The sequence below is a fragment of the Roseateles subflavus genome (genome assembly GCF_030285365.1).
Classification (GTDB): domain Bacteria; phylum Pseudomonadota; class Gammaproteobacteria; order Burkholderiales; family Burkholderiaceae_C; genus Roseateles_B; species Roseateles_B subflavus.
Genome location: NZ_JASVDS010000004.1, coordinates 47,972 through 66,759, shown reverse-complemented (window position 1 = coordinate 66,759; position 18,788 = coordinate 47,972). Strand labels below are relative to the sequence as shown.

The 18,788-nt window shown below is 71.4% G+C and carries 18 protein-coding genes; 10 read left to right on the top strand and 8 right to left on the bottom strand.

Annotated features, from left to right (window positions below; genetic code table 11):
* Positions 1 to 25: 25 nt before the first annotated feature.
* From QRD43_RS14715 to QRD43_RS14670, 10 genes are read left to right on the top strand one after another with little or no spacing between them, the layout of a single operon-like run.
* On the top strand, positions 26 to 1,078 hold the full coding sequence (locus QRD43_RS14715; RefSeq protein ID WP_285983257.1) for a hypothetical protein: 1,053 nt from the start codon (positions 26 to 28) through the stop codon (positions 1,076 to 1,078).
* Complete coding sequence (locus QRD43_RS14710; protein WP_285983256.1) at positions 1,078 to 1,347, top strand: hypothetical protein; 270 nt, start codon at positions 1,078 to 1,080, stop codon at positions 1,345 to 1,347. Before QRD43_RS14715 ends, QRD43_RS14710 begins: the two co-directional genes overlap by 1 nt.
* Positions 1,344 to 2,222 (top strand): hypothetical protein, encoded by an 879-nt coding sequence (locus QRD43_RS14705; RefSeq protein WP_285983255.1) that lies wholly within the window; start codon positions 1,344 to 1,346, stop codon positions 2,220 to 2,222. The genes QRD43_RS14710 and QRD43_RS14705 overlap by 4 nt, the downstream gene beginning before the upstream one ends.
* Positions 2,219 to 3,652 (top strand): S8 family peptidase, encoded by a 1,434-nt coding sequence (locus tag QRD43_RS14700; protein ID WP_285983254.1) that lies wholly within the window; start codon positions 2,219 to 2,221, stop codon positions 3,650 to 3,652. Before QRD43_RS14705 ends, QRD43_RS14700 begins: the two co-directional genes overlap by 4 nt.
* Before the next feature lie 29 nt (positions 3,653 to 3,681).
* Positions 3,682 to 5,661 (top strand): hypothetical protein, encoded by a 1,980-nt coding sequence (locus QRD43_RS14695; protein ID WP_285983253.1) that lies wholly within the window; start codon positions 3,682 to 3,684, stop codon positions 5,659 to 5,661.
* Positions 5,662 to 5,677: 16 nt separating this feature from the next.
* Complete coding sequence (locus QRD43_RS14690) at positions 5,678 to 6,733, top strand: hypothetical protein (protein ID WP_285983252.1); 1,056 nt, start codon at positions 5,678 to 5,680, stop codon at positions 6,731 to 6,733.
* A 1-nt stretch (position 6,734) separates the two neighbouring features.
* The gene (locus QRD43_RS14685) at positions 6,735 to 8,126 is read left to right on the top strand and encodes a hypothetical protein (protein WP_285983251.1); all 1,392 of its coding nucleotides are present in this window, start codon (positions 6,735 to 6,737) and stop codon (positions 8,124 to 8,126) included.
* 10 nt (positions 8,127 to 8,136) lie between these two features.
* Entirely contained in the window at positions 8,137 to 9,450 is a 1,314-nt protein-coding gene (locus tag QRD43_RS14680; RefSeq protein WP_285983250.1) for a hypothetical protein, read from the top strand.
* A 22-nt stretch (positions 9,451 to 9,472) separates the two neighbouring features.
* Positions 9,473 to 10,372 carry a hypothetical protein gene (locus QRD43_RS14675; RefSeq protein WP_285983249.1) on the top strand — a complete coding sequence of 300 codons (900 nt, stop codon included), beginning with the start codon at positions 9,473 to 9,475 and terminating at the stop codon, positions 10,370 to 10,372.
* Positions 10,369 to 11,811: a hypothetical protein gene (locus QRD43_RS14670; protein ID WP_285983248.1), complete on the top strand. Its 1,443-nt coding sequence runs from the start codon at positions 10,369 to 10,371 to the stop codon at positions 11,809 to 11,811. The genes QRD43_RS14675 and QRD43_RS14670 overlap by 4 nt, the downstream gene beginning before the upstream one ends.
* A gap of 273 nt (positions 11,812 to 12,084) precedes the next feature.
* On the opposite strand, the gene QRD43_RS14665 is transcribed toward QRD43_RS14670, so the two are convergent.
* From QRD43_RS14665 to QRD43_RS14630, 8 genes are all read right to left on the bottom strand, one after another.
* Positions 12,085 to 12,393 (bottom strand): hypothetical protein, encoded by a 309-nt coding sequence (locus QRD43_RS14665; protein ID WP_285983247.1) that lies wholly within the window; start codon positions 12,391 to 12,393, stop codon positions 12,085 to 12,087.
* 377 nt (positions 12,394 to 12,770) lie between these two features.
* Positions 12,771 to 13,220, bottom strand: coding sequence for a dUTP diphosphatase (gene dut, locus QRD43_RS14660; protein ID WP_285983246.1), 450 nt, complete (start codon positions 13,218 to 13,220; stop codon positions 12,771 to 12,773).
* 62 nt (positions 13,221 to 13,282) lie between these two features.
* Positions 13,283 to 14,491: a bifunctional phosphopantothenoylcysteine decarboxylase/phosphopantothenate--cysteine ligase CoaBC gene (gene coaBC, locus QRD43_RS14655; RefSeq protein WP_285983245.1), complete on the bottom strand. Its 1,209-nt coding sequence runs from the start codon at positions 14,489 to 14,491 to the stop codon at positions 13,283 to 13,285.
* Between the two features lie 36 nt (positions 14,492 to 14,527).
* On the bottom strand, positions 14,528 to 15,262 hold the full coding sequence (trmB, locus tag QRD43_RS14650; RefSeq protein ID WP_285983244.1) for a tRNA (guanosine(46)-N7)-methyltransferase TrmB: 735 nt from the start codon (positions 15,260 to 15,262) through the stop codon (positions 14,528 to 14,530).
* A gap of 74 nt (positions 15,263 to 15,336) precedes the next feature.
* On the bottom strand, positions 15,337 to 16,653 hold the full coding sequence (deoA, locus tag QRD43_RS14645; RefSeq protein ID WP_285983243.1) for a thymidine phosphorylase: 1,317 nt from the start codon (positions 16,651 to 16,653) through the stop codon (positions 15,337 to 15,339).
* Between the two features lie 9 nt (positions 16,654 to 16,662).
* The gene (gene deoC / locus QRD43_RS14640; protein ID WP_285983242.1) at positions 16,663 to 17,442 is read right to left on the bottom strand and encodes a deoxyribose-phosphate aldolase; all 780 of its coding nucleotides are present in this window, start codon (positions 17,440 to 17,442) and stop codon (positions 16,663 to 16,665) included.
* A gap of 41 nt (positions 17,443 to 17,483) precedes the next feature.
* Positions 17,484 to 18,329, bottom strand: a complete 846-nt coding sequence (locus QRD43_RS14635; protein WP_285983241.1) for a purine-nucleoside phosphorylase — start codon at positions 18,327 to 18,329, stop codon at positions 17,484 to 17,486.
* 41 nt (positions 18,330 to 18,370) lie between these two features.
* A complete protein-coding gene (locus QRD43_RS14630) occupies positions 18,371 to 18,787 on the bottom strand; it encodes a cytidine deaminase (protein ID WP_285983240.1) in 417 nt (138 codons plus the stop codon).
* Between the last annotated feature and the right edge of the window lies 1 nt (position 18,788).

Here is an 18,788-nt window from a genome sequence, read left to right as displayed (position 1 = left end):
CTCCCCCCCAGCGACGCCCCCCGCCATGGCCGCCTCACCGACCTTGCCGCAAGCCCCCGCCCCCATGGTGGGCTACAGCGATGCGCCCCTGCCGCAGGCCATGGCCCTGCCCGGCATGCCCCTGCCCGGGCAGTCGCGCGGGATGGTGGCGCAGCCCGCGCCTGCCGGTCCCGCCAGCCCCGCGCCCCAGGCCGCCACGGCCAAGCCGCCCGCCACCGAGACCCTGGCCCAGCGCACCGGCAACCTGATCAACGAGGTGGACTTCCCGGGCTTCGTGGCCCAGCTCGTCAACGGCACCTTCGACGCCATCGTCGATGCCTCCATCCGCCAGATGGAGAGCTATGCCGAGCTGGTCGCCGCGGTGGCCAAGACCACGGAGCAGTTCACCGAGGAGAACGTCAGCGCCAACCAGGCCCGGGACTGGGTGGCCCAGCAGTACGGTGCCGACGTGACGGTGCTGCTGCCCCGCGGCAGCGACGACGCGCTGCGCCAGCCGCTGCTCGTGCCGCGCGGCGAGGGGCGCAGCCCGGCCTGGCTCGCCACCTACGGCGTGGGGGACCAGGAGCTCAGCAGCGAGCTGCTGGAGAGCGTGGTGCTGCCGCAGGCGCGCGCCCAGCTCGGCCGCGAGCGCCAGCAGCTGCTGGCCACGCTCGTGATGATGGGCCTGAACCGCGTGGCGGTGAAGGACGGCTCCATCAGCGCCAAGGTGATGTTCCGCGCCGTGGCCAACGACAAGGCCACGGTGCAGTACGCGCAAGGCCAGGATCCGGGGGCGGCCTCCGGCGGCAGCTGGGGCAGCCGCGGCTCGCTGGCCGCCTCCTCCGGCGTGTCGACCATGGTCAGCACGCTCAACCTCAATGCGCAGAGCGACACGAGCCTGAGCGCGACGATGTTCGGCGAGGTGAAGCTGAACTTCGTCTCCGAGACGGTGCCGCTGGACAAGATGGCAGATGCGATGAAGCTGGCCATGGTCCAGCGCCACGCGGCCCTGGGCCCGCGCGCGGCCGCGCCGCTGCCTGCCGCGACGCCGGTCGCGCCCGCCGTACCCGGGGTGGCGCCTGAAACCGGGAGGTCCTGATGCTGCGCGCGCTCGCCACCGTCATCGACGAGCTGCAGGACGCCATGGCGCCGCTGCTGCACGAGGCCCTGTCGCCCGCCGGCAGCGCCCGCATCCGCCTGGCCGAGGCCCAGTTCGACCTGCCGCTGGACCTGGCCCTGGACTTCGCCGACGGCGGCCCGCGCCTGCTCGCCGAACTGCCGCGCTCCAGCAGCGACGGCCACTGGCATCTGGACCGCTCACGGCTGCGCTTCGTGCTGCGCGCCGAGCTGGAGGAGGCATCGTCATGAGCAGCCCGCACAACGCCCAGCACAGCGCCCAGCACAACGCGCCGCAGGTCAGCCAGCTCTCCGGCGTGGGCGACCTCGGCGTGCCCTTCGACATCTTCATCCAGGCGCTGACCCTGCAGCTCGACAAGGCCCAGGCCGCCATGGCGCTCAAGGCCCGCGTGGGCAAGCTGCCGCTGACCTTTGCCGTCAAGGACGTGCAGCTGGACCTGCGCGCCTTCGTGCGCATGGTCGAGGACGACGTCTGGGTGCGCCCCGCCGGCCCGGGTGACGCCGAGGCCAGCAGCATCAAGCTCGCGCTGACCACGGTCACCAAGCCCATGATCGACGAGAACGCCGTGAGCTACGAGGCCTACGACGCCAGGCTGGACCTCAAGGAGGCGCTGGGCGAGCGCATCAGCACCGAGGAGCAGCGCCAGCTGGAGCGCATCGGCGTGCACACCATCCAGCAGCTGCAGGAGCTGAAGAAGTCCGCCGGGGCCGATGTCGTCGCCCGCCTCGCCCGCATGCCGGTGAACCGCCTGCAGCAGGCCATGATGGCCGCGACGGCCCCGCGCGTGCAGCGCGTGGACAGCGCACCGGCAGCCGGCAGCGGCGATGGCAGCGGCCCGGCACGCCCGCGCATCACCCTCAGCGCCCCCTCGATGAAGGCCGGGCGCCTGCCGCTGGTGCGCGTCAACGGCCAGACGCTGCCCGTGCGCCAGGCCGAGGCGATGGCGCTGGAACTGAGCGTGGACCCCGAGCACCTGGACCAGGAGGCCGAGATCGACTTCGGCGACGGCGAGACGGCCCGCCTGCGCCTGAGCAGCGGCGCGCTCGGCCACTGGACGGCCTCGGCGGGCGGGGCGCCGGCCGCCGCCCCGGAGCCCCAGCCATGAGCGCCCTGCCGGTGGCCTGGCCGACCCACCTGCCGCGACGCCTGCTGGTGACGCTGCGCCTGGGCGAGATGCCGGAGCATGTGCCGTCCTGGCGCGCCTGCCAGCGCCATGGCGTGCCCTTCGGCGAGCACCTGGACGGTGGCCCGATCGACCGGCTGCTGGCGCATTTCGGGGGCGGCATGCGGCTGGCCCGCGTACACAGCGCCCGCACGCCCCAGCGCGAGGCGCCCGCTCGTGTCGGCGCCCGCCGCTTCGACGAGATCGAGCAGCTCAGCGGCGTGGCCCGCGTGCTGCGCATCGAGCTGCAGCAGGGCGATCGCCTGCCGGAGCTGATGCAGGCGCTGGCCCAGCTGCCCACCGTCGAACATGCCCGGCCCGAGCGCCTGGTGGACATGACTCTCGACGGCAGCGCCACGCACCCGGCGCCCCTGCCCGCGGCCCTGCCCCAGGCCGCCACGGTGGACATGCAGGAGGCCTGGGCGGCGCGCGACCTCATCCGACTGCCCGAGGCGCTGGCCTACGCGCCGGGCGACCCGACCGTGATCATGGGCCTGGCCGACACCGGCGTGGTGATGGACCACCCCGCCCTGCACCGCGCCCTGCGTCCCGGCTTCGACACCGTGGACCTGCAGGCCAGCACCGGCGGACCGGAGCTCGTGGGTGACGATCGCGGCGCGGACGCCGACCCGCAGGACGAGGTCGGCCACGGCACCGGCTGCGCGGGCATCGTCTGCGCCGACAGCCCGGACCTGCCGCCCGGCGCGGCCGGCCGGTGCCAGGTCTTGCCCGCCCGCGTGCTGGGCGCCGCGCTCAAGGGGCAGCGTCGCGTGGGCATCGGCTCCGTGGCCAACATCGACGCCGGCATGAAGCGCCTGATCGACCTCGGCGTGAAGGTCATCAACATGAGCTTCGGCACGGCCTCCTCGCAGCTGAGCCCGGACGAACCGCCGCCGCACAGCGAAGTCGTGCGCTATGCCCTGGCCCGCGGCGTGATCCTCGTGGCCGCCAGCGGCAACTCCGGACTCACCGAGCCCTTCTACCCGGCCGCCCTGCCCGGCGTGATCGCCGTGGGCGCCGTGGACCTGCAGGGGCGGCCCGCGCGCTTCTCGACCCGCGGCGAGCACGTGGCGCTGAGCGCACCCGGCCAGGGCATCTGGACCTGCGGCCTGAACGGCTGGCAGCGCGCCAACGGCACCAGCTTCGCCGCGCCCTTCGTGTCCGCCGTGGCCTCGCTGATGGTGGCCCGGGCCGAGGCCCGCGCCTGCCCCATCGATCCCGAGATGACCCGCCGCCTGCTCGTCGAGAGCAGCCGGCCCCACGCCCAGGCCGGCGAATCCGGCATGGGTCGCGGCGTGCTTGACGCCCTGGCCGCCCTGCGCGCCCTGGACGACTGGCTGGACCGCCATGACGGCCTGCAGGCCGACGACTGAGCAGTGACCGAGTGACAAGGAGCCCCCACATGGCCAGCGAAAAGCCCAAGAAGACAGCGCAGCGCAAGGCGGCGGCCCCACCGGTCGCGGCCACCAAGCGCCCCTCCCGCGCCCCGCGCAAGAAGCCGGCCGCCGCCGCGGCCGCACCGCCGCCCCGACCCCGCCCGGCCCGCGTCAAGACGCAGGCCGATCCCTCCCGTGCGGGCCTCGCCGCACCTGAAGCCAAGGCCCAAGCTGCGGCAGCCACCCCCCAAACAGGAGCCACCCTCATGAACCGCATCCTCTTCATCGATCTCGCCGAACGCGACCGCAACCGCCGGGCCGAGATCCGCGTCCGCATCGCCAACCTCGAGCGCATCGAGAACACCAAGGCCCGCTCTGGCGGCCTCGGTCCGGACCTGAAGAAGGAGCTGGACGACCTGCGCCTCGAGCTCGCCGACCGCGACACCACCGACGACCTCTACCGCGGCGTGGCCGAGCAGGTCTCGGGCAAGTCCTGGGACGTGCTCGCGCAAAGCGGCAAGACCGACTACGTGATGCGCTACGGCTTCATGGGCAGCCAGTACGGCGTGCAGCCCAATGAGCTGGGCGTCGAGGAGAAGGAGATCCTCGCCGTCTGCGGCCTGCTGCTGCTGGACGGCCTGCAGGGTCCGGGCAACCTGAACTTCATCTCGAAGGTGACCATCGCCCGGGGCGAGTTCGAGCAGAACCGCGCCCTGTTCATGGCGGCCTTCAACCGCTTCACCACCCGCCACGCGGTCACCCTGAAGTCGCAGATCGACAAGGGCTACGTCGACCCCGAGGCGCCCGGCTTCATCAGCGGCAGCGCCAGCACCAGCGGCGCGAAGGGCATGAAGGGCCAGGTGCCGGATGCCGACGACCTGGTCTACGCCGTGTCGGCCAACAGCCTCGCGGCCATCGTGCGCCGCATCCGCGACGAGGGCATCTCGCCCAACGACCCCTGGCTCGTGAGCCGCATGGACAACGCCTTCAACCTGCTGACCGGCATGGTGGAAGGCGCCCCGCCCTCGGCCCTGGAGATCATGCTGCCCGACCTGGAAGAGGCGGTGGACGTCGAGATCCAGAAGGAGAACCTGCAGGCCTCGCAGGCCATCTACTTCGCCTACCAGCTGGAGGAGATGCGCATGTTCCAGGTCGTGGACAAGATCGTCGACCTCTTCCGCGGCGGCCTGCTGCCGCTGGGCAAGGGCACGGTGGGCGACAAGCTGTTCAAGTACTTCAAGACCAGCACGGAGCGCATCACCGAGGCCGAGCGCCGCGAGCTGTACTACCGCATGTTCGGCGCGCCGGGCGGCAATCCCAGTGCCGGCGACCCCAACCGCGACTTCAACGAGCTGTGGCTGCGCTTCGTCTCGGCCGTGTCCAGCTTCGCCCGCCAGATCTCGGTGGAGCGCCTGCTGCGCAACAACGTGCCGATGTCGGTCAGCCAGGAGCAGGTGCGCAAGGCCGCGCGGGACCTCGGCGCCAACCTCTCGCGCAACGGCTACGGCATCGCCTACTTCGCCGCGACCGAGCTGCAGAACACCATCATCAACTTCCGCGACATCCTCCAGGATCCCGACCTGCGCTCGGCCTTCGGCGCCCGCGACATGTGGCAGGTGATCGACATGGTCAACGTCAACTACCTGGGCGGCGCCAAGAACACGCACCGCTTCCGCACGCAGTCGCGCGCCGGGGCCATCATCATTCGCTGGATCTCCGAGAACATCCAGCGCCTGGCCAACATCTCCGGCCCGGTGCTGTCGATCGACGAGATCTCCAATCCGCAGATGCGCATCTCCAGCGGTGCCAATCCCACGCTCAAGCCCACGGACTGGGACCTGGTCAACGCCTGCGAGCAGTGGCTGGCCGTGATGGGCGTGCAGGAGCAGAGCGTCGAGCACTACTCCCAGTCCATCGAAGCGCCGGCCATGACCAGCCGCCCCATCGACATGCCCCAGGCCGCGCGCGACGTGCTGGCTTCGGTCGGCGTGAACCTGCCGGTCTGAGCCCAGGAGGCCCGCCATGACGCAACCGATGTTCAAGCACGTGGCGCAGTCGCTGGCGGTGGCCTCGCGCCGCCTCGGCGTCAGCGACCCCATGGACTACGTGGGGCCCATGCTGCAGCGCAGCTTCGCCCGGCCCGAGAACGACCTGGCCTACGCGAACAACGCGCTGACGCCCGGCGCGGTGCCCTACGAGCCCTCCTTCTCGGAGAGCGAGCCGCGCATGCTGCGCTTCACCATCTCGCCGCTGGAGCCCGAGGCCAGCCCGATGGCCCGGCGCGACGAGGCCACGCGCGAGCTGCGCCGGCTCATCCACCCCATCTTCGGACGCGACGCGCTGCGCTGGTTCGACGAGCGCAGCGAGGCCTGGCGCGGCATGTCCGGGCTCTCCTGGATGAACTTCGGTGCCTGGTTCGGCAGCGCCTTCGACGAGGACGGCCTCTACGCCGCCAAGATCTACTACGAGCTCAACCCGCAGCAGATCGAGGCGCTCTCGCCGGGCCTCTCGCGGCTCACCCGGCGCGTGATGATGCTGTACCCGCGGCTCATGCCCATCTTCACGAGCATCGGCTGCAAGCGCGATACCGGCTCGCAGCGCGTGACCTTCATGCACCGCGGCCCGCTGGTGCTCTCCGAGCTGGGCTCGCTGATGACCGAGCTGGGGCTGGCGCAGCGCCTGCCCTCCCTGATGCGCGCCGTGGGCGTGGCGCTGGGCGGCCGCTTCGAGCTGCCGCACGGCTCGGCCCTGCTGGGCCTGCGCGAGACCAGCGAGGGCGCGGAGCTGAAGCTGGAGATCCTGCTCTCGGCCCTGCCCGATCTGCCCACCGGCTTCGTGGACCTCGTGCGCCTGGGCCTCGCCGAGCGCCCGCGCCAGCTGATGGCCCTGGAGCGCTGGCTGCAGGCCTTCGGCGTGGACGATGCGCGCGAGCAGGGGCATTTCTCGGTGCTGTCCGTCCGCGTGACGCCGCGCAGCGACGCCCGCATCAGCCTCTACGTGCGCCCCATCGAGTTCGAGCTGCGCGACCAGCTCAGCGAACGCAACGTGGCCAGCCCGGCCCTGATCCCCGAGGTGTGAGATGAGTGCCCTGCCCGCCCCCGCTCCCGCAGCCCCGCCCGTCAGCGGCGAGACGCTCCAGGCCACCCGCAACTCCGTGCGCGCCCTGCTCGCGCAGAGCCCGGCCTACGCCAACCTCTCGCCCCAGACACAGCGCCAGCTGGCGCATGACCTCGTGCAGGTCGGCGCCTTCCTGGCCGAGCCCGGCATGAAGGTCGATCCGGAGCGGGCGGCGCCCGAGGTGCAGTCCCTGGCCGCGGGCGGCCTGCTGGGCTTCGGCGCGCTGGGCGGACAGGCCAATGCGCGCGGCAGCACGAGCAATGTCAAGGATGTCGAGGCCGATGACGCGCCGGCCTTCGGCGCCGCCGTGCGCACCGGCGTCGAGCAGGCCGTGGCGATGATCAAGGGGGTGAACTTCCCCGGCTTCGTCAGCGGCCTGATCAACGGCGTCTTCCACAGCATCGTCACCAGCTCCATCGAGCAGATGGAGGCCTACGCCAAGCTGGTGGCCGACGTCTCCAAGAGCCTCAACCAGTTCCGCGACGAGAACACCACGGCCAACCAGGGCCGGGACAACCTCATCGAGCGCTTCCCCGACCTCTTCCAGCTGCAAGAGCCCGGCCAGGGCGACTTCAGCTTCGGTGACGCCCCCGCCACCGGGCCGCGCGTGACGCTGCGCGAGGACGTCGATGAGAAGGCGGCGCTCGCCCGCATCAACGGCAGCGGCCTGCCCCTGGCCCAGCCGCTGCAGCGCCTGGACGACAACCTCATCGAGGCCCTGCTCGTGCCCGCCGCGCGCACCACCATCGCCACCGGCCGCCAGCAGCTGCTCGCCACCATGGTGATGATGGGCATGCAGCGCATCGTGGTGACGGACGGCAAGATCTCCGCCAAGGTGCTGTTCGACTTCCAGGCGCGCGACAACCGCCGCTTCCAGAAGAGTGCCGTCAAGTACGACTACGCGACGGACATGTACGGCAACGTGCAGAAGACCCACAGCGGCGAGGGCCAGTGGGACCGCAAACGCGAGGGCGGCAGCGAGACGCGCAACGACTCCGGCGTGCTGACCGGCAAGACCGACGCCAGCAGCTACTCGACCGGCTCCTACAAGTACGACGAGGCGCCCGTGGTCACGCTGATGAGCACGAGCCAGCTGCGCGACGACTCCTCGCTGCAGACCAAGGCCAGCCTCGCCGGCCATGTGGAGGTGAACTTCAAGAGCGACTACCTGCCGCTGGAGAAGATGGCCGACCCGGCCGCCATCGCCGCCATCCAGATGAACTCGCAGCCGGGCATGGTCAAGACGATGGCGGCGCGGCCGGTCGTGAGCACGCCGGGCGCCGCGGCACCGGCCGGCGCACCGGCCCCGGCCGGCGCCCCCGCCGCCACCCCGGCTCCCGCCCCCGCTGCCTGAGGACGCCACCATGCCAAGCACCGCGCCCCCGCCCCCGGCCTCGCAGGACTGGCTCGACGACGCCACGCTGGCCACCGTCCGCCCGCAGGTGCGGGCGCTGCTGGCCCAGAGCGAGGGCTTCCGCGCGCTGCCGGCCGAGCAGCAGCGCGAGATCGCCCAGACCATGGTGCGCGTGGCCTCCTTCATGGCCAATCCGCAGGGCCTGGCCCGGGAGGAGTTCGAGAACCCCGTGGTCCGCAAGGACGGTGGCTCAGTCGAAGAGCCAGCGCGACGGCCCCGCAGTGAGGCGGCCTCGGCCGAGGCGCTGGCCGGCGGCGTCGATGCGGCGAAGAACAAGGCCTCCGACAAGGTGGGCACCTTCGCCGGCGCCGACTTCAAGGCCGGCGCCCTCCAGCAGGGCACCGAGCAGTTCAAGAACCTGGTCAATTCGGTGGACTTCCCGGCCTTCGTGGGCGGCCTGATCCAGAACGTGTTCCAGGCCATCGTCAACGCCAGCATCCAGCAGATGCAGGCCTATGGCGAGCTGCTGAAGTCCGTCGCCCAGACCGTGGACCAGTTCGCCCAGGACAACATCAGCCTGGACCAGGCGCGCGGCTGGCTCAGCGACAAGTTCCCCGACGCGCTGCGCATGGGTCGCGGCGAGCAGGAGGACGGCGGCACCGGCCAGCGCCTGCAGCTGCGCAACGAGGACAACGAGGGCGCGCTGGCCCGCATCAACCAGGAACTGCAGCTGCTCAAGCCCGTCACCGACCTCTCGGACGAGGAACAGGAGGCCCGCCTCGTGGCCGCCGCCCGCGTGCAGATGGCGCGCTCGCGCCAGCAGCTGCTGGCCTCCATGACCCTGCTGGGCATCAACCGCATCGTCATCACCGACGGCGCCATCAATGCCAAGGTGGTGTTCGACTTCCGCGCCAGCGACCAGGCCCTGCGCAAGGCCAAGGCCGGGCTCTCGGACCGCGAGCACATGCACAACACCAACATCTCCGGCGCGGCGGGCGGCTTCTTCGGTTGGGGCGCGGCCACCATGAACCGCAACGACTACGACCACATGACGACGGTGCAGTCGTCCGTGGACGAGAGCAGCGAGTCCAAGGCCTCGCTCAAGGCCAAGCTCACGGGCGAGGTGCGGGTGAACTTCAAGAGCGACTACTTCCCCATGGAGAAGCTGGCCACGCCGGGCATGCTGGCGTCGATCCAGGGCAATGCCACGCCCTTCGATCCGAACCCGCCACGACCGGCGGCACCGGGCGCCCCGGCCCCCGGCGCACCGGCCGGCAATGCCGCCGCCCCCGCGGGCCAGGCGCCCGCGCGCGCCGCGGCCTGAGCCCGCCGACCGGAGGCCCGCCGTGGACCAGGAGCTCGCCGCGCCCGACGACCGTGCCGCGCCCGAGGCGGCGGTGCTGGCCCTCTCGGCGCTGATCGACGCGGCCGAGGCGCTGCAGGCCGCGCACCTGCCGGGGCTGCGCCTGCTCGCCCAGGGGCTGGACCTCGGCGCCATCGACCTGCCCGAGCCCGCCCGCCCCACGCGCGCGCCGGCGCAGCTGGGCGTGCTGGCCAGCCTCTACCTCGTGCAGGAGCTGGAGCCCCTGGTCCGCGCCAGCGAGCGCATCGCCGCGCTGTGGAGCAGCGGCGCGGTGAGCGTCGCGCTGCCCAAGCTCGAGCCCTTGCTCAAGAAGCTGTGGAAGGAGCGCCGCCAGCGCCTCTCGGGCGACGAGCGCCGCGCGCTGCTGGCCCAGGCCTTCGACCCGCAGGACTTCGAGCCCGCGCTCGCCCGCCTGTGCGACGCCCTCGTCGTGCTGGCGGACAACGCCGGCCAGCACGATGTGCGCGAGGAGGTCGGCCTGCAGCATGCGGCCCAGGGCCTGCTGGAGATCGCGGCGAGCCGGCTCGAGGGCATGCTGCTGCAGGCGGCCGACGAGCTGCTGGGCCAGCTGCGCAGCGCCCTGCAGCTGCTGGGGGACCGCACCCTGCAGACGGCCTTCGGCGTGCGGGACCTGCATGGCCTCGTCCGCGCCGCGCTCGTGCATGAGCGCGAGGTGCTGGGCGACCTGCGCCAGCGCTTCGACCGCGCCCGCGCCGGCAGCCAGGTGCTGATGTGGCTGGCGCAGGCGGCGCAGCACGGCTTTGCCATCGCGCCGGCGGACCCGGCCCTGCAGACGCTGATCGCGGCGGCCGAACGCTGGCGCCTGTCGGCCCAGGGCGCGCGCCCGGCGGTGATGAACCTGGCCGTGCTGGAGGCCGCGTGAGCACGGCGACCCTGGCGCGCCCTCCATCCCGGCCGGCGGTGCCGGCCCTGGGCGTGGCGCCGGACACGCCGCCGTCCTGGCTGCGCGCGGCCGTGCGCCAGCAGCTGGCCCAGACGCAGGCCTACGCGGCCCTGCCCCCCGAGCAGCGGCGCGACCTGGCCCAGGCCATGGTGAAGGTCTCCCATCTCGTGGCCCTGAGCCTGCAGGAGGAGCAGGAGGCCGAGCAGGCGATCCGGCAGCGGCAGGCGCCTGCGCAGCGCGCGGCGGTGCAGAGCCTCGACGCCCAGCCCGATTTCGGCACGGCCACGCGCCAGATCGGCCAGACCACGCGCGACACGCTCAATGCCATCAGCTTCCCGCGATTCGTCACCGACCTGCTCAACGGCGTCTTCCGCGCCATGAACGACTCCAACCAGACCCAGCTGCAGCAGTACCTGCAGCTGCTCAATGCCGTGTCCGGTTCGGCCCAGGGCTTCGAGCAGCTCGCCACGCACGAGACGCAGGCGCGCCAGTGGCTCGTCGACCATTTCCCGGACCAGCTGGAGATGGACGCGCCCGAGGCGCCCGACCCCGAGGACCGCCCCGCCCCCGGCGAGACGCCCGACCCCGACGACGCCCCCGAGGTGCCGCGCCTGCGCCTGCGCCCCAACGCGCACATGCCCGAGGCCGACACCTTGCGCGCCGCCTTCGGCCTCGGCCCCAACGAGCCCGTGGAGGCGGCGAACCCGGAGGCTCTCGTGCCCTTCGCCCGGCGCCAGCTCGCCCGCCAGCGCCAGCAGATGCTCGCGACCATGGTGATGATGGGCATGAACCGCATCGTCATCGACGCCGGCAAGATCAGCGCCGCCATGCGCTTCCACATCGACACCCGCAGCGCCGCCTCCCAGGACCGCGGCAGCCAGTTCGGCATGCAGAACCGCGTGAAGGCCGGCGGCAGCTTCGGCATCGGCGCCTGGGGCGCGAGCGCCGAGGTGGAGAACACCATCTCCTACGTCAACACCGAGCGCAACCAGCGCACCGAGGAGATCAACACCGAGGCCGAACTCAACTCCTCCGTCGAGCTGCACTTCCACACCGATGCCGTCCCGCTGAACCGCCTCGCCGCGCAGGCGCAGGCCGACCGCATTCGGAATGCCAGCATCAACCCCAGCGCCGAGCTGGAGACGGCTCATCTCAATGCCCGCCAGCAGCGCCGCGAGGGTCAGCGCACGGGCGACGAGGCCCGCCGCACGAGCATGAACAGCGGCGTGGGCGGCGTGAGCCAGCCCAGCATGCGGGATGCGCCGCTGCCGGTGCCGGCGCCGGGCAGCACGGGGGGCAGCGGCGGGACGGGTGGTGCCAGCGGAGGGGGTGGGGAGAGTGGCGGGACGGGAGGTGGGTCGGGGGCTTCCGGCGCATCCGGCGCGTCGGGAGCCTCGGGTGCCGCCACGCCGCCCTGACATCGCTGAGGGGCGTTGGGCAGGCTCGCACGTGCGGGCATTCCGTGGTCGCGGGCAGGTCGATCAGGCCAATTGGGCCCGCCGAAGGCAGCCGCTCGATGGAGCGCTTCGCCCGGCTGGTGATCGTGCCGGTGGTGCAGGCGCAGTTCCGGGTGGTGGATGAGTTCGGCGCGAGTGATCGCGGCGAGGAGGGGTGCAGGGTCACAAGGGGTGCAGGGGAGGGGTGCAGGGTCAGGCCTTAAACATGAAGGGCTTAAGGTTTAAGGCCTGACCCTACCGCTCTACCGCGTCGAAGGCGCGGCCACTTGAAACTCCCAGAAAGTGGATCTTCTCCAGCGCGGCACGATTCGCCCCGAACCTGAGCAGCGCGATGAGCTTGCGCATTTCGCCTTCCTGCATTTCCCTAAAGCCCGCGTCCTTCTCCCGAATGTCCATGTCAGCGGCGAAATGCTGCAAGCCATGAAAGCACCCGGCCAGCGCACCCTCGAAGTTCTCGTCTCTCTCAAGAACAGCGTCGATTGGAGCTTCGCCGTCCAGCACTTGCTGAAGCAGTTCTGCAAGGGAAGTAGCAGTGACGTGCATAAGCCCTCTAACTACTAGTTTAGCCAGCAGGTAGTGCCGGATAACGCCGGCGAATGCTGTTTAACCAAGCAAATAGGGATCACGATAAGTCCTTGTGCGCCAAAGAAAAGTCGGCCGAAATGCAGGAACTCACGGCCATTAAATTGATGCGGAAAGCGGCATCCATCGCCACAACTCTGCCGGCCGCTCAAGCCCTGCGCAACGGTGGAAATGCCCCGCCTTCGGCCCGACAGCCGAGCCCCTGACAAGCGACTACGCTGTTTGCCGCGTAGCTGCCGTTCACGGATGACGGCTCTTACCACCGTAGGCAGTCGCAAGCGGGGATCACTGAGCATGACCGCACCCCGGCGCCATCGGCCAAAGGTCAGCCCACCCCCTCAGTGCTTCCCCGTCGACCCAAACCCACCCTCGCCGCGATCACTCGCTCCAAATTCGTCCACCACGCGGAACTGCGCCTGCACCACCGGCACGATCACCAGCTGGGCGATGCGCTCCATCGGCTGGATCACGAAGGCGGTCTGGCTGCGATTCCACACGCTCACCATGAGCTGGCCCTGGTAGTCAGAGTCGATCAGGCCCACGAGATTGCCCAGCACGACGCCGTGCTTGTGGCCCAGGCCCGAACGCGGCAGGATCACGGCCGCCAGGCCGGGGTCGGCGATGTGGATGGCCAGGCCGGTGGGCACCAGCACGGTCTGGCCGGGCTCCAGGGTCACGGCGGCGTCCAGGCAGGCGCGCAGGTCCAGGCCGGCCGAGCCGGGGGTGGCGTAGGCGGGCAGCTGCTCGGCCATGCGGGCGTCGAGGACTTTGAGATCGATGGTGCTCATGGGAATCGATAGAGAGGTTCAGACGGGGTCAGGTCTTGCCACCTGACCCGCAGGGGGCGGAATCAGCCGAGGCGGCGGGCGATTTCGGCCACCAGCTGGCGGGCGAGCGTGAGCTTGCCGGCGCGCGGGAGCTCGGTCTCGCGATCGGCCTCGACCAGCACGAGGCTGTTGTCGTCCTTGCCGAAGGTGGCCGGGCCGAGATTGCCCACGACGAGCGGCAGCTTCTTGCGCAGCAGCTTCTCGCGGGCGTGCTTGACGAGATCCTGGCTCTCGGCGGCGAAGCCCACGCAGTACGGCGCATCGGGCAAGGCGGCCACGGTGGCGAGGATGTCGGCGTTCTCGGTCAGCTCGAAGGTGGGCGCGCTCTTCTTGCCGTCCTTCTTGATCTTGTGCTCGTTGAGCTGCGCGGGACGCCAGTCGGCCACGGCGGCCGTGGCCACGAAGACTTCATGCTGCGGCGCGCGCGGCAGCACGGCCTCCAGCATCTGCTGGGCGCTGGTGACGTCGATGCGGCGCACGCCCACCGGCGTGGGCAGGTGCACGGGGCCGGCGATCAGCGTGACCTCGGCGCCCGCTTCGGCCGCCGCGCGGGCGATGGCAAAGCCCATCTTGCCGCTCGAGAGGTTCGTGATGCCGCGCACCGGGTCGATGGCCTCAAAGGTCGGGCCGGCGGTGATCAAGAGGCGGCGGCCCTGCAGCAGCTTGGGCTGGAAGTGCGCGATGACGGCGTCCAGCAGCTGCTGGGGCTCGAGCATGCGGCCGTCCCCCACCTCGCCACAGGCCTGGTCGCCGTGGCCGGGGCCCAGCACCTGGGCGCCGTCAGCCTGCAGCAGCGCGATGTTGCGCTGCGTGGCGGGGTGGGTCCACATCTCGCGGTTCATGGCGGGCGCGACCAGCAGGCCGCAGCGCTCGCGCGGGCGGGCCAGCGCGGTGAGCGAGACCAGCTCGTCCGCGCGGCCCTGCACCAGGCGGGCGATCATGTCGGCGCTGGCGGGCGCGAGCAGCATCACGTCGGCCTCGCGGCTGAGGTTGATGTGCGCCATGTTGTTGGGCTCGCGGGCGTCCCACTGGCTGGTGTAGACCGGCCGGTTCGAGAGCGCCTGCATCGTGACGGGCGTGATGAAGGCCTCGGCGGCCTCGCTCATCATCACCTGCACGGTGGCGCCGGCCTTCACGAGCAGGCGGGTGAGCTCGGCGACCTTGTAGCAGGCCACGCCACCGGAGAGCGCCAGCAGCACGTGCTTGCCGGCAAGTTGGAGTGCGTCAGACATGAGCGGGGACTCTACCAGCCGGGGCGCCGCGGCGCCTCAGCGCTTCTTGAAGACCAGGTCCCAGACGCCATGGCCCAGCTTCAGGCCCCGGTTCTCGAACTTGGTGAGGGGGCGGTAGGCCGGCTTCTCGGCATAGCCCTCGGCCGTGTTCTGCAGCAGCGGCTCGGCGCTGAGCACCTCCAGCATCTGCTCGGCATAGGGCTGCCAGTCGGTCGCGCAGTGCAGGTAGCCGCCCGGCGCCAGGTGCTCGATCAGCTTGGCCACGAAGGGCGTCTGGATCAGGCGGCGCTTGTTGTGGCGCTTCTTGTGCCAGGGGTCGGGGAAGAAGATGTGGATGCCGGCCAGGCTGGCCTTGGGAATCATCTGCTCCAGCACCTCGACGGCGTCGTGCTGGAAGATGCGGATGTTGGGGATGCCCTCTTCGCCGATCAGCTTGAGCAGCGCCCCCACGCCGGGCTCGTGCACCTCGCAGCCGATGAAGTCGTGGTCGGCCAGGGTCTTTGCGATCTGGGCGGTGGCGCCGCCCATGCCGAAGCCGATCTCCAGCACCACGGGCGCCCGGCGGCCGAAGACGGCCTCGTAGTTCAGGGGCGTGGCCGGCTGGTAGGGCAGCACGTAGCGCGGGCCCAGCTCGGCCAGGGCCTTGATCTGGCCCGTGCCCATGCGGCCGGCGCGCACGACGAAGCTCTTGATGGCGCGGCGCGGGGCCTCGCCGTCGGCGGCGGTGGCGTCTGGGGAATCGGGGGGCGTGAGGTCAGGCGGCGTGGTCATGGGAATTTCCGGGCGAAGGGCCGGGATTTTACCGGCGCCCTGCCCGTTCGCCCTGCTTCGATCCGCCGATGCTGTCAGCCGATCACCTCCATCACGATGGGTGCCGGCGTCACGGCGGTGCCCGGCTCGGCCAGGGTGACGGCCGCCTGGTAGGCCGCGATCACGCGCTCGGCCTGGGCCTCGTCGGCCGCATGCACCAGGGCCAGCGGCTCGCCCGCGGCGAGCGACGCGCCCACATGGCGGACGCCGGAGAGGCCCACGCGGAAGTCGATGGCATCGCTGGCCACGCGGCGGCCGCCGCCCATCTCGACGATCAGCAGGCCGATGTCGCGGGTCTTCATGGTCGACAGCACGCCGGCGCGCGGCGCGGGGATGGCGCGGATCACGGGCGCGGCCGGCAGGTAGGCCTGCGGGCGCTCCATCAGGTCGGCCGGGCCACCCAGGGCCACGACCATCTGCGCGAACTTCTCGGCGGCGGCGCCGCTGTCCAGGGCCTGCTGCAGACGGGCACGGGCGGCGGCGGTGTCGGCCGCCAGGCCGCCGATCACCAGCATCTCGGCCGCCAGCGCGAGCGTCACCTCATGCAGACGCGGCTCCTGGCGCTCGCCCTTCAGGTAGGCGATGGTCTCGGCGATCTCGAGCGCATTGCCCACCTCGTCGCCCAGCACCTCGTTCATGTCGGTGATGAGCGCCCGGGTCTTGAGGCCGGCGCCGCCGGCCACGGCCACGATGCTCTCGGCCAGCTCCCGCGCAAAGGCGGGCGTGCTGGCGAAGGCGCCGTTGCCGCACTTGATGTCCATGGACAGGCCCTGCAGGCCCGCCGCGAGCTTCTTGGACAGGATCGAGGCGGTGATCAGCGGCACGCTCTCGACCGTGGCCGTGACGTCACGCGTGGCGTAGAAGCGCTTGTCGGCCGGGGCGAGGTCGCCGGTCTGGCCGATGATGGCGCAGCCCAGCTCCCGCACGATGCGGTCGAAGCGGGCCGGGTCGGGCGTGGTCGTGTAGCCGGGGATGGCTTCGAGCTTGTCCACCGTGCCGCCCGTGTGGCCGAGGCCGCGCCCGGCGATCATCGGCACATAGCCGCCGCAGGCCGCGACCATGGGCGCCAGCATCAGGCTGACCTTGTCGCCCACGCCGCCGCTGGAGTGCTTGTCCAGCACCGGACCCGGCATGTCGTGCCACTGCATCACGCGGCCCGAGTGCATCATGGCGCGGGTCAGGTGCACGGCCTCCTCGCGGCCCATGCCGCGCAGGAACACGGCCATGCCCAGCGCGGCCACCTGGCCCTCGCTCCAGCTGCCGTCGGTGAGGCCCTTCACGAAGGACTGGATCTGGGCCTCGTCAAGGGCGTGGCCGTCGCGCTTGGCGCGGATGATTTCTTGGGCGAGCATGGTCGGGATTCAGTAGACGGAGGTGACGGCCTGCGAGGCCTGGCCGGACAGCACGGCCTCGATGTCCTTGAGCAGGCCGCTGGCGCCGAAGCGGAAGCGGCGCGGCTGCAGGGCGTCGGCGCCGAGGACATCGGCCGCCTGCTGCAGATAGGCCTGCGCGTCGGCCACGGAGCGGATGCCGCCCGAGGCCTTGAAGCCGGCCGCGGCCATGCCCGATGCCGCGATCTCGCGCAGCATCACGCGGGCGGCCTCGGGCGTGGCGGAGACGGGCGTCTTGCCCGTGCTGGTCTTGACGAAGTCGGCCCCCGCAGCCAGGGACAGGCGCGTCGCCTCGGCGATCAGCTCGGGGTCGGCCAGCTCGCCGGACTCGATGATGACCTTGAGCGTCAGCGGGCGGCTGGCGTGGCGCACCTCGGCGAGGAACTCCTCCACCTCACTGCGCTGTCCGGCCTGCAGGGCGCGCCAGGGCAGCACCACGTCGACCTCGTCGCCACCGGCTTGCGCAATGGTCTCGATGTCGGCGATGGCGCGGGCGAGGTCGAGCGCACCGTCCGGGAAATCGGCCACGGCGGCGACCTTGATCTCGGGCGGCAGCATCGAGCGCGCCTGCGCCACGAAGCGCGGCCACACGCACACGGCGGCCACGGGGCCGAAGGCGGTCTGGGCGCGCTCGCACAGCGCCGTCACGTCGGCGGCGGTGTCTGCGTCGTTGAGGCTGGTCAGGTCCAGGCACTGCAGGGCCAGGCGCGCGGCCAGCTGCAGGTCCAGACGGTCGGTTGTCGTTGTCATGCGGTTCTCCCTGGGCGACCCCAGGCCGCCCTCTGTGTGGCTCAGGCCTTGAGCGAGTCGAGCTCGGCCATGCCGGCGATCACCTGGGCCAGGTAGGCCGCGGCGCGGGCGCCGGACGCCTGGGCCTGCTGCAGCGTCAGCGCGTGCGTCAGGGCCTCGTCGGACAGGCCGGCGGCCATATTGGTCATCAGGGCCAGGCCCATGACGCGCAGGCCGGCGTGGCGGGCGAGGATGGTCTCGGGCACGGTGCTCATGCCCACGGCGTCGGCGCCCCAGGCGGCGAACATGCGGATCTCGGCCGGCGTCTCGAACTGCGGGCCCAGGGCCCAGCAGTACACGCCCTCGCCCACGATCAGGTTCTCGGCCTTGGCCACGGCCTTGGCGTGCTGGCGCAGCTCGGCGTCATAGGCGGCGCTCATGTCCACGAAGCGCTCGCTGCCGGGCTCGCCGACGATGGGCGAACGCTGCGGGGCGTTGATGTGGTCCGAGATCAGCATCAGGCTGCCCGGCGGCATGTGCGGGCGCAGCGAGCCGGAGGCGTTGGTCTGCACCAGCACCTTCACGCCCCAGGCCTTGAGGCTGCGCAGTGCGCCGGCCATGCCGGTGCAGTCGCCGCTTTCGTAGGTGTGGGCGCGGCCGCGCAGCATGATGACGCGCTGCGCGCCCATGGTGCCGACGACGACCTCGTTCACATGCCCCTCGACCTTGGGCTGCGGGAAGGCCGGCAGCTCGGCATAGGACAGGTGCTGGGCGCCCTGCACCTGGTCCACGGCACCGGCCCAGCCGGAGCCCAGCACCACGGCCACTTCGGGCGCGGCGCCGAAGCGGGCCTGCAGCGTGGCGACGCTGGCGTCGATCTTGGGATTGAGGGTATTGCGGTCGATCATGGTTCTTCTCCGTGTGTCGTGTGCTCTGGCGCGACGGGCGCTCAGAACTTCAGATGGGCGGGGCCGAAGCTGGCAGGCAGCAGCTGCTCCAGCGTCCAGTGGGCCTTGATGCCCGTCGGGTCCGCGGCGATCACGATCAGATCGCCGTCATTGAATTCGCGCAGCTTCTGGCGGCAGCCGCCGCAGGGCGTGATGATCTCGGGGCCGGGGCCCATCACCAGCGCCGCCCGGGCCTGGCGGCCGCCGGCCATGACCATGGCGCCGAGCGCCGTGGTCTCGGCACACCAGCTTTGCGGGTAGGCGGCGTTCTCGATGTTGCAGCCCGCGTGCACACGACCGTGCTCATCGAGCACCGCGGCGCCGACGGCGTACTTCGAGTACGGCGCATGCGAGTGGGTCCGGGCGCCGGCGGCGGCAGACAGCAGTTGCTGCAGCAGCGCGTCGTTCAGGGGCAGCATG

Excerpts from the sequence above, each read along its gene's own strand:
- QRD43_RS14665 (WP_285983247.1), bottom strand. The coding sequence starts at position 12,393 with ATGCACGTCACTGCTACTTCCCTTGCAGAACTGCTTCAGCAAGTGCTG.
- coaBC (WP_285983245.1), bottom strand. The coding sequence starts at position 14,491 with ATGTCTGACGCACTCCAACTTGCCGGCAAGCACGTGCTGCTGGCGCTC.
- QRD43_RS14695 (WP_285983253.1), top strand. The coding sequence starts at position 3,682 with ATGGCCAGCGAAAAGCCCAAGAAGACAGCGCAGCGCAAGGCGGCGGCC.
- QRD43_RS14630 (WP_285983240.1), bottom strand. The coding sequence starts at position 18,787 with ATGCTGCCCCTGAACGACGCGCTGCTGCAGCAACTGCTGTCTGCCGCC.
- QRD43_RS14710 (WP_285983256.1), top strand. The coding sequence starts at position 1,078 with ATGCTGCGCGCGCTCGCCACCGTCATCGACGAGCTGCAGGACGCCATG.
- dut (WP_285983246.1), bottom strand. The coding sequence starts at position 13,220 with ATGAGCACCATCGATCTCAAAGTCCTCGACGCCCGCATGGCCGAGCAG.
- deoA (WP_285983243.1), bottom strand. The coding sequence starts at position 16,653 with ATGCTCGCCCAAGAAATCATCCGCGCCAAGCGCGACGGCCACGCCCTT.
- QRD43_RS14685 (WP_285983251.1), top strand. The coding sequence starts at position 6,735 with ATGAGTGCCCTGCCCGCCCCCGCTCCCGCAGCCCCGCCCGTCAGCGGC.
- QRD43_RS14690 (WP_285983252.1), top strand. The coding sequence starts at position 5,678 with ATGACGCAACCGATGTTCAAGCACGTGGCGCAGTCGCTGGCGGTGGCC.
- QRD43_RS14635 (WP_285983241.1), bottom strand. The coding sequence starts at position 18,329 with ATGATCGACCGCAATACCCTCAATCCCAAGATCGACGCCAGCGTCGCC.
- deoC (WP_285983242.1), bottom strand. The coding sequence starts at position 17,442 with ATGACAACGACAACCGACCGTCTGGACCTGCAGCTGGCCGCGCGCCTG.
- trmB (WP_285983244.1), bottom strand. The coding sequence starts at position 15,262 with ATGACCACGCCGCCTGACCTCACGCCCCCCGATTCCCCAGACGCCACC.
- QRD43_RS14700 (WP_285983254.1), top strand. The coding sequence starts at position 2,219 with ATGAGCGCCCTGCCGGTGGCCTGGCCGACCCACCTGCCGCGACGCCTG.
- QRD43_RS14705 (WP_285983255.1), top strand. The coding sequence starts at position 1,344 with ATGAGCAGCCCGCACAACGCCCAGCACAGCGCCCAGCACAACGCGCCG.
- QRD43_RS14715 (WP_285983257.1), top strand. The coding sequence starts at position 26 with ATGGCCGCCTCACCGACCTTGCCGCAAGCCCCCGCCCCCATGGTGGGC.
- QRD43_RS14680 (WP_285983250.1), top strand. The coding sequence starts at position 8,137 with ATGCCAAGCACCGCGCCCCCGCCCCCGGCCTCGCAGGACTGGCTCGAC.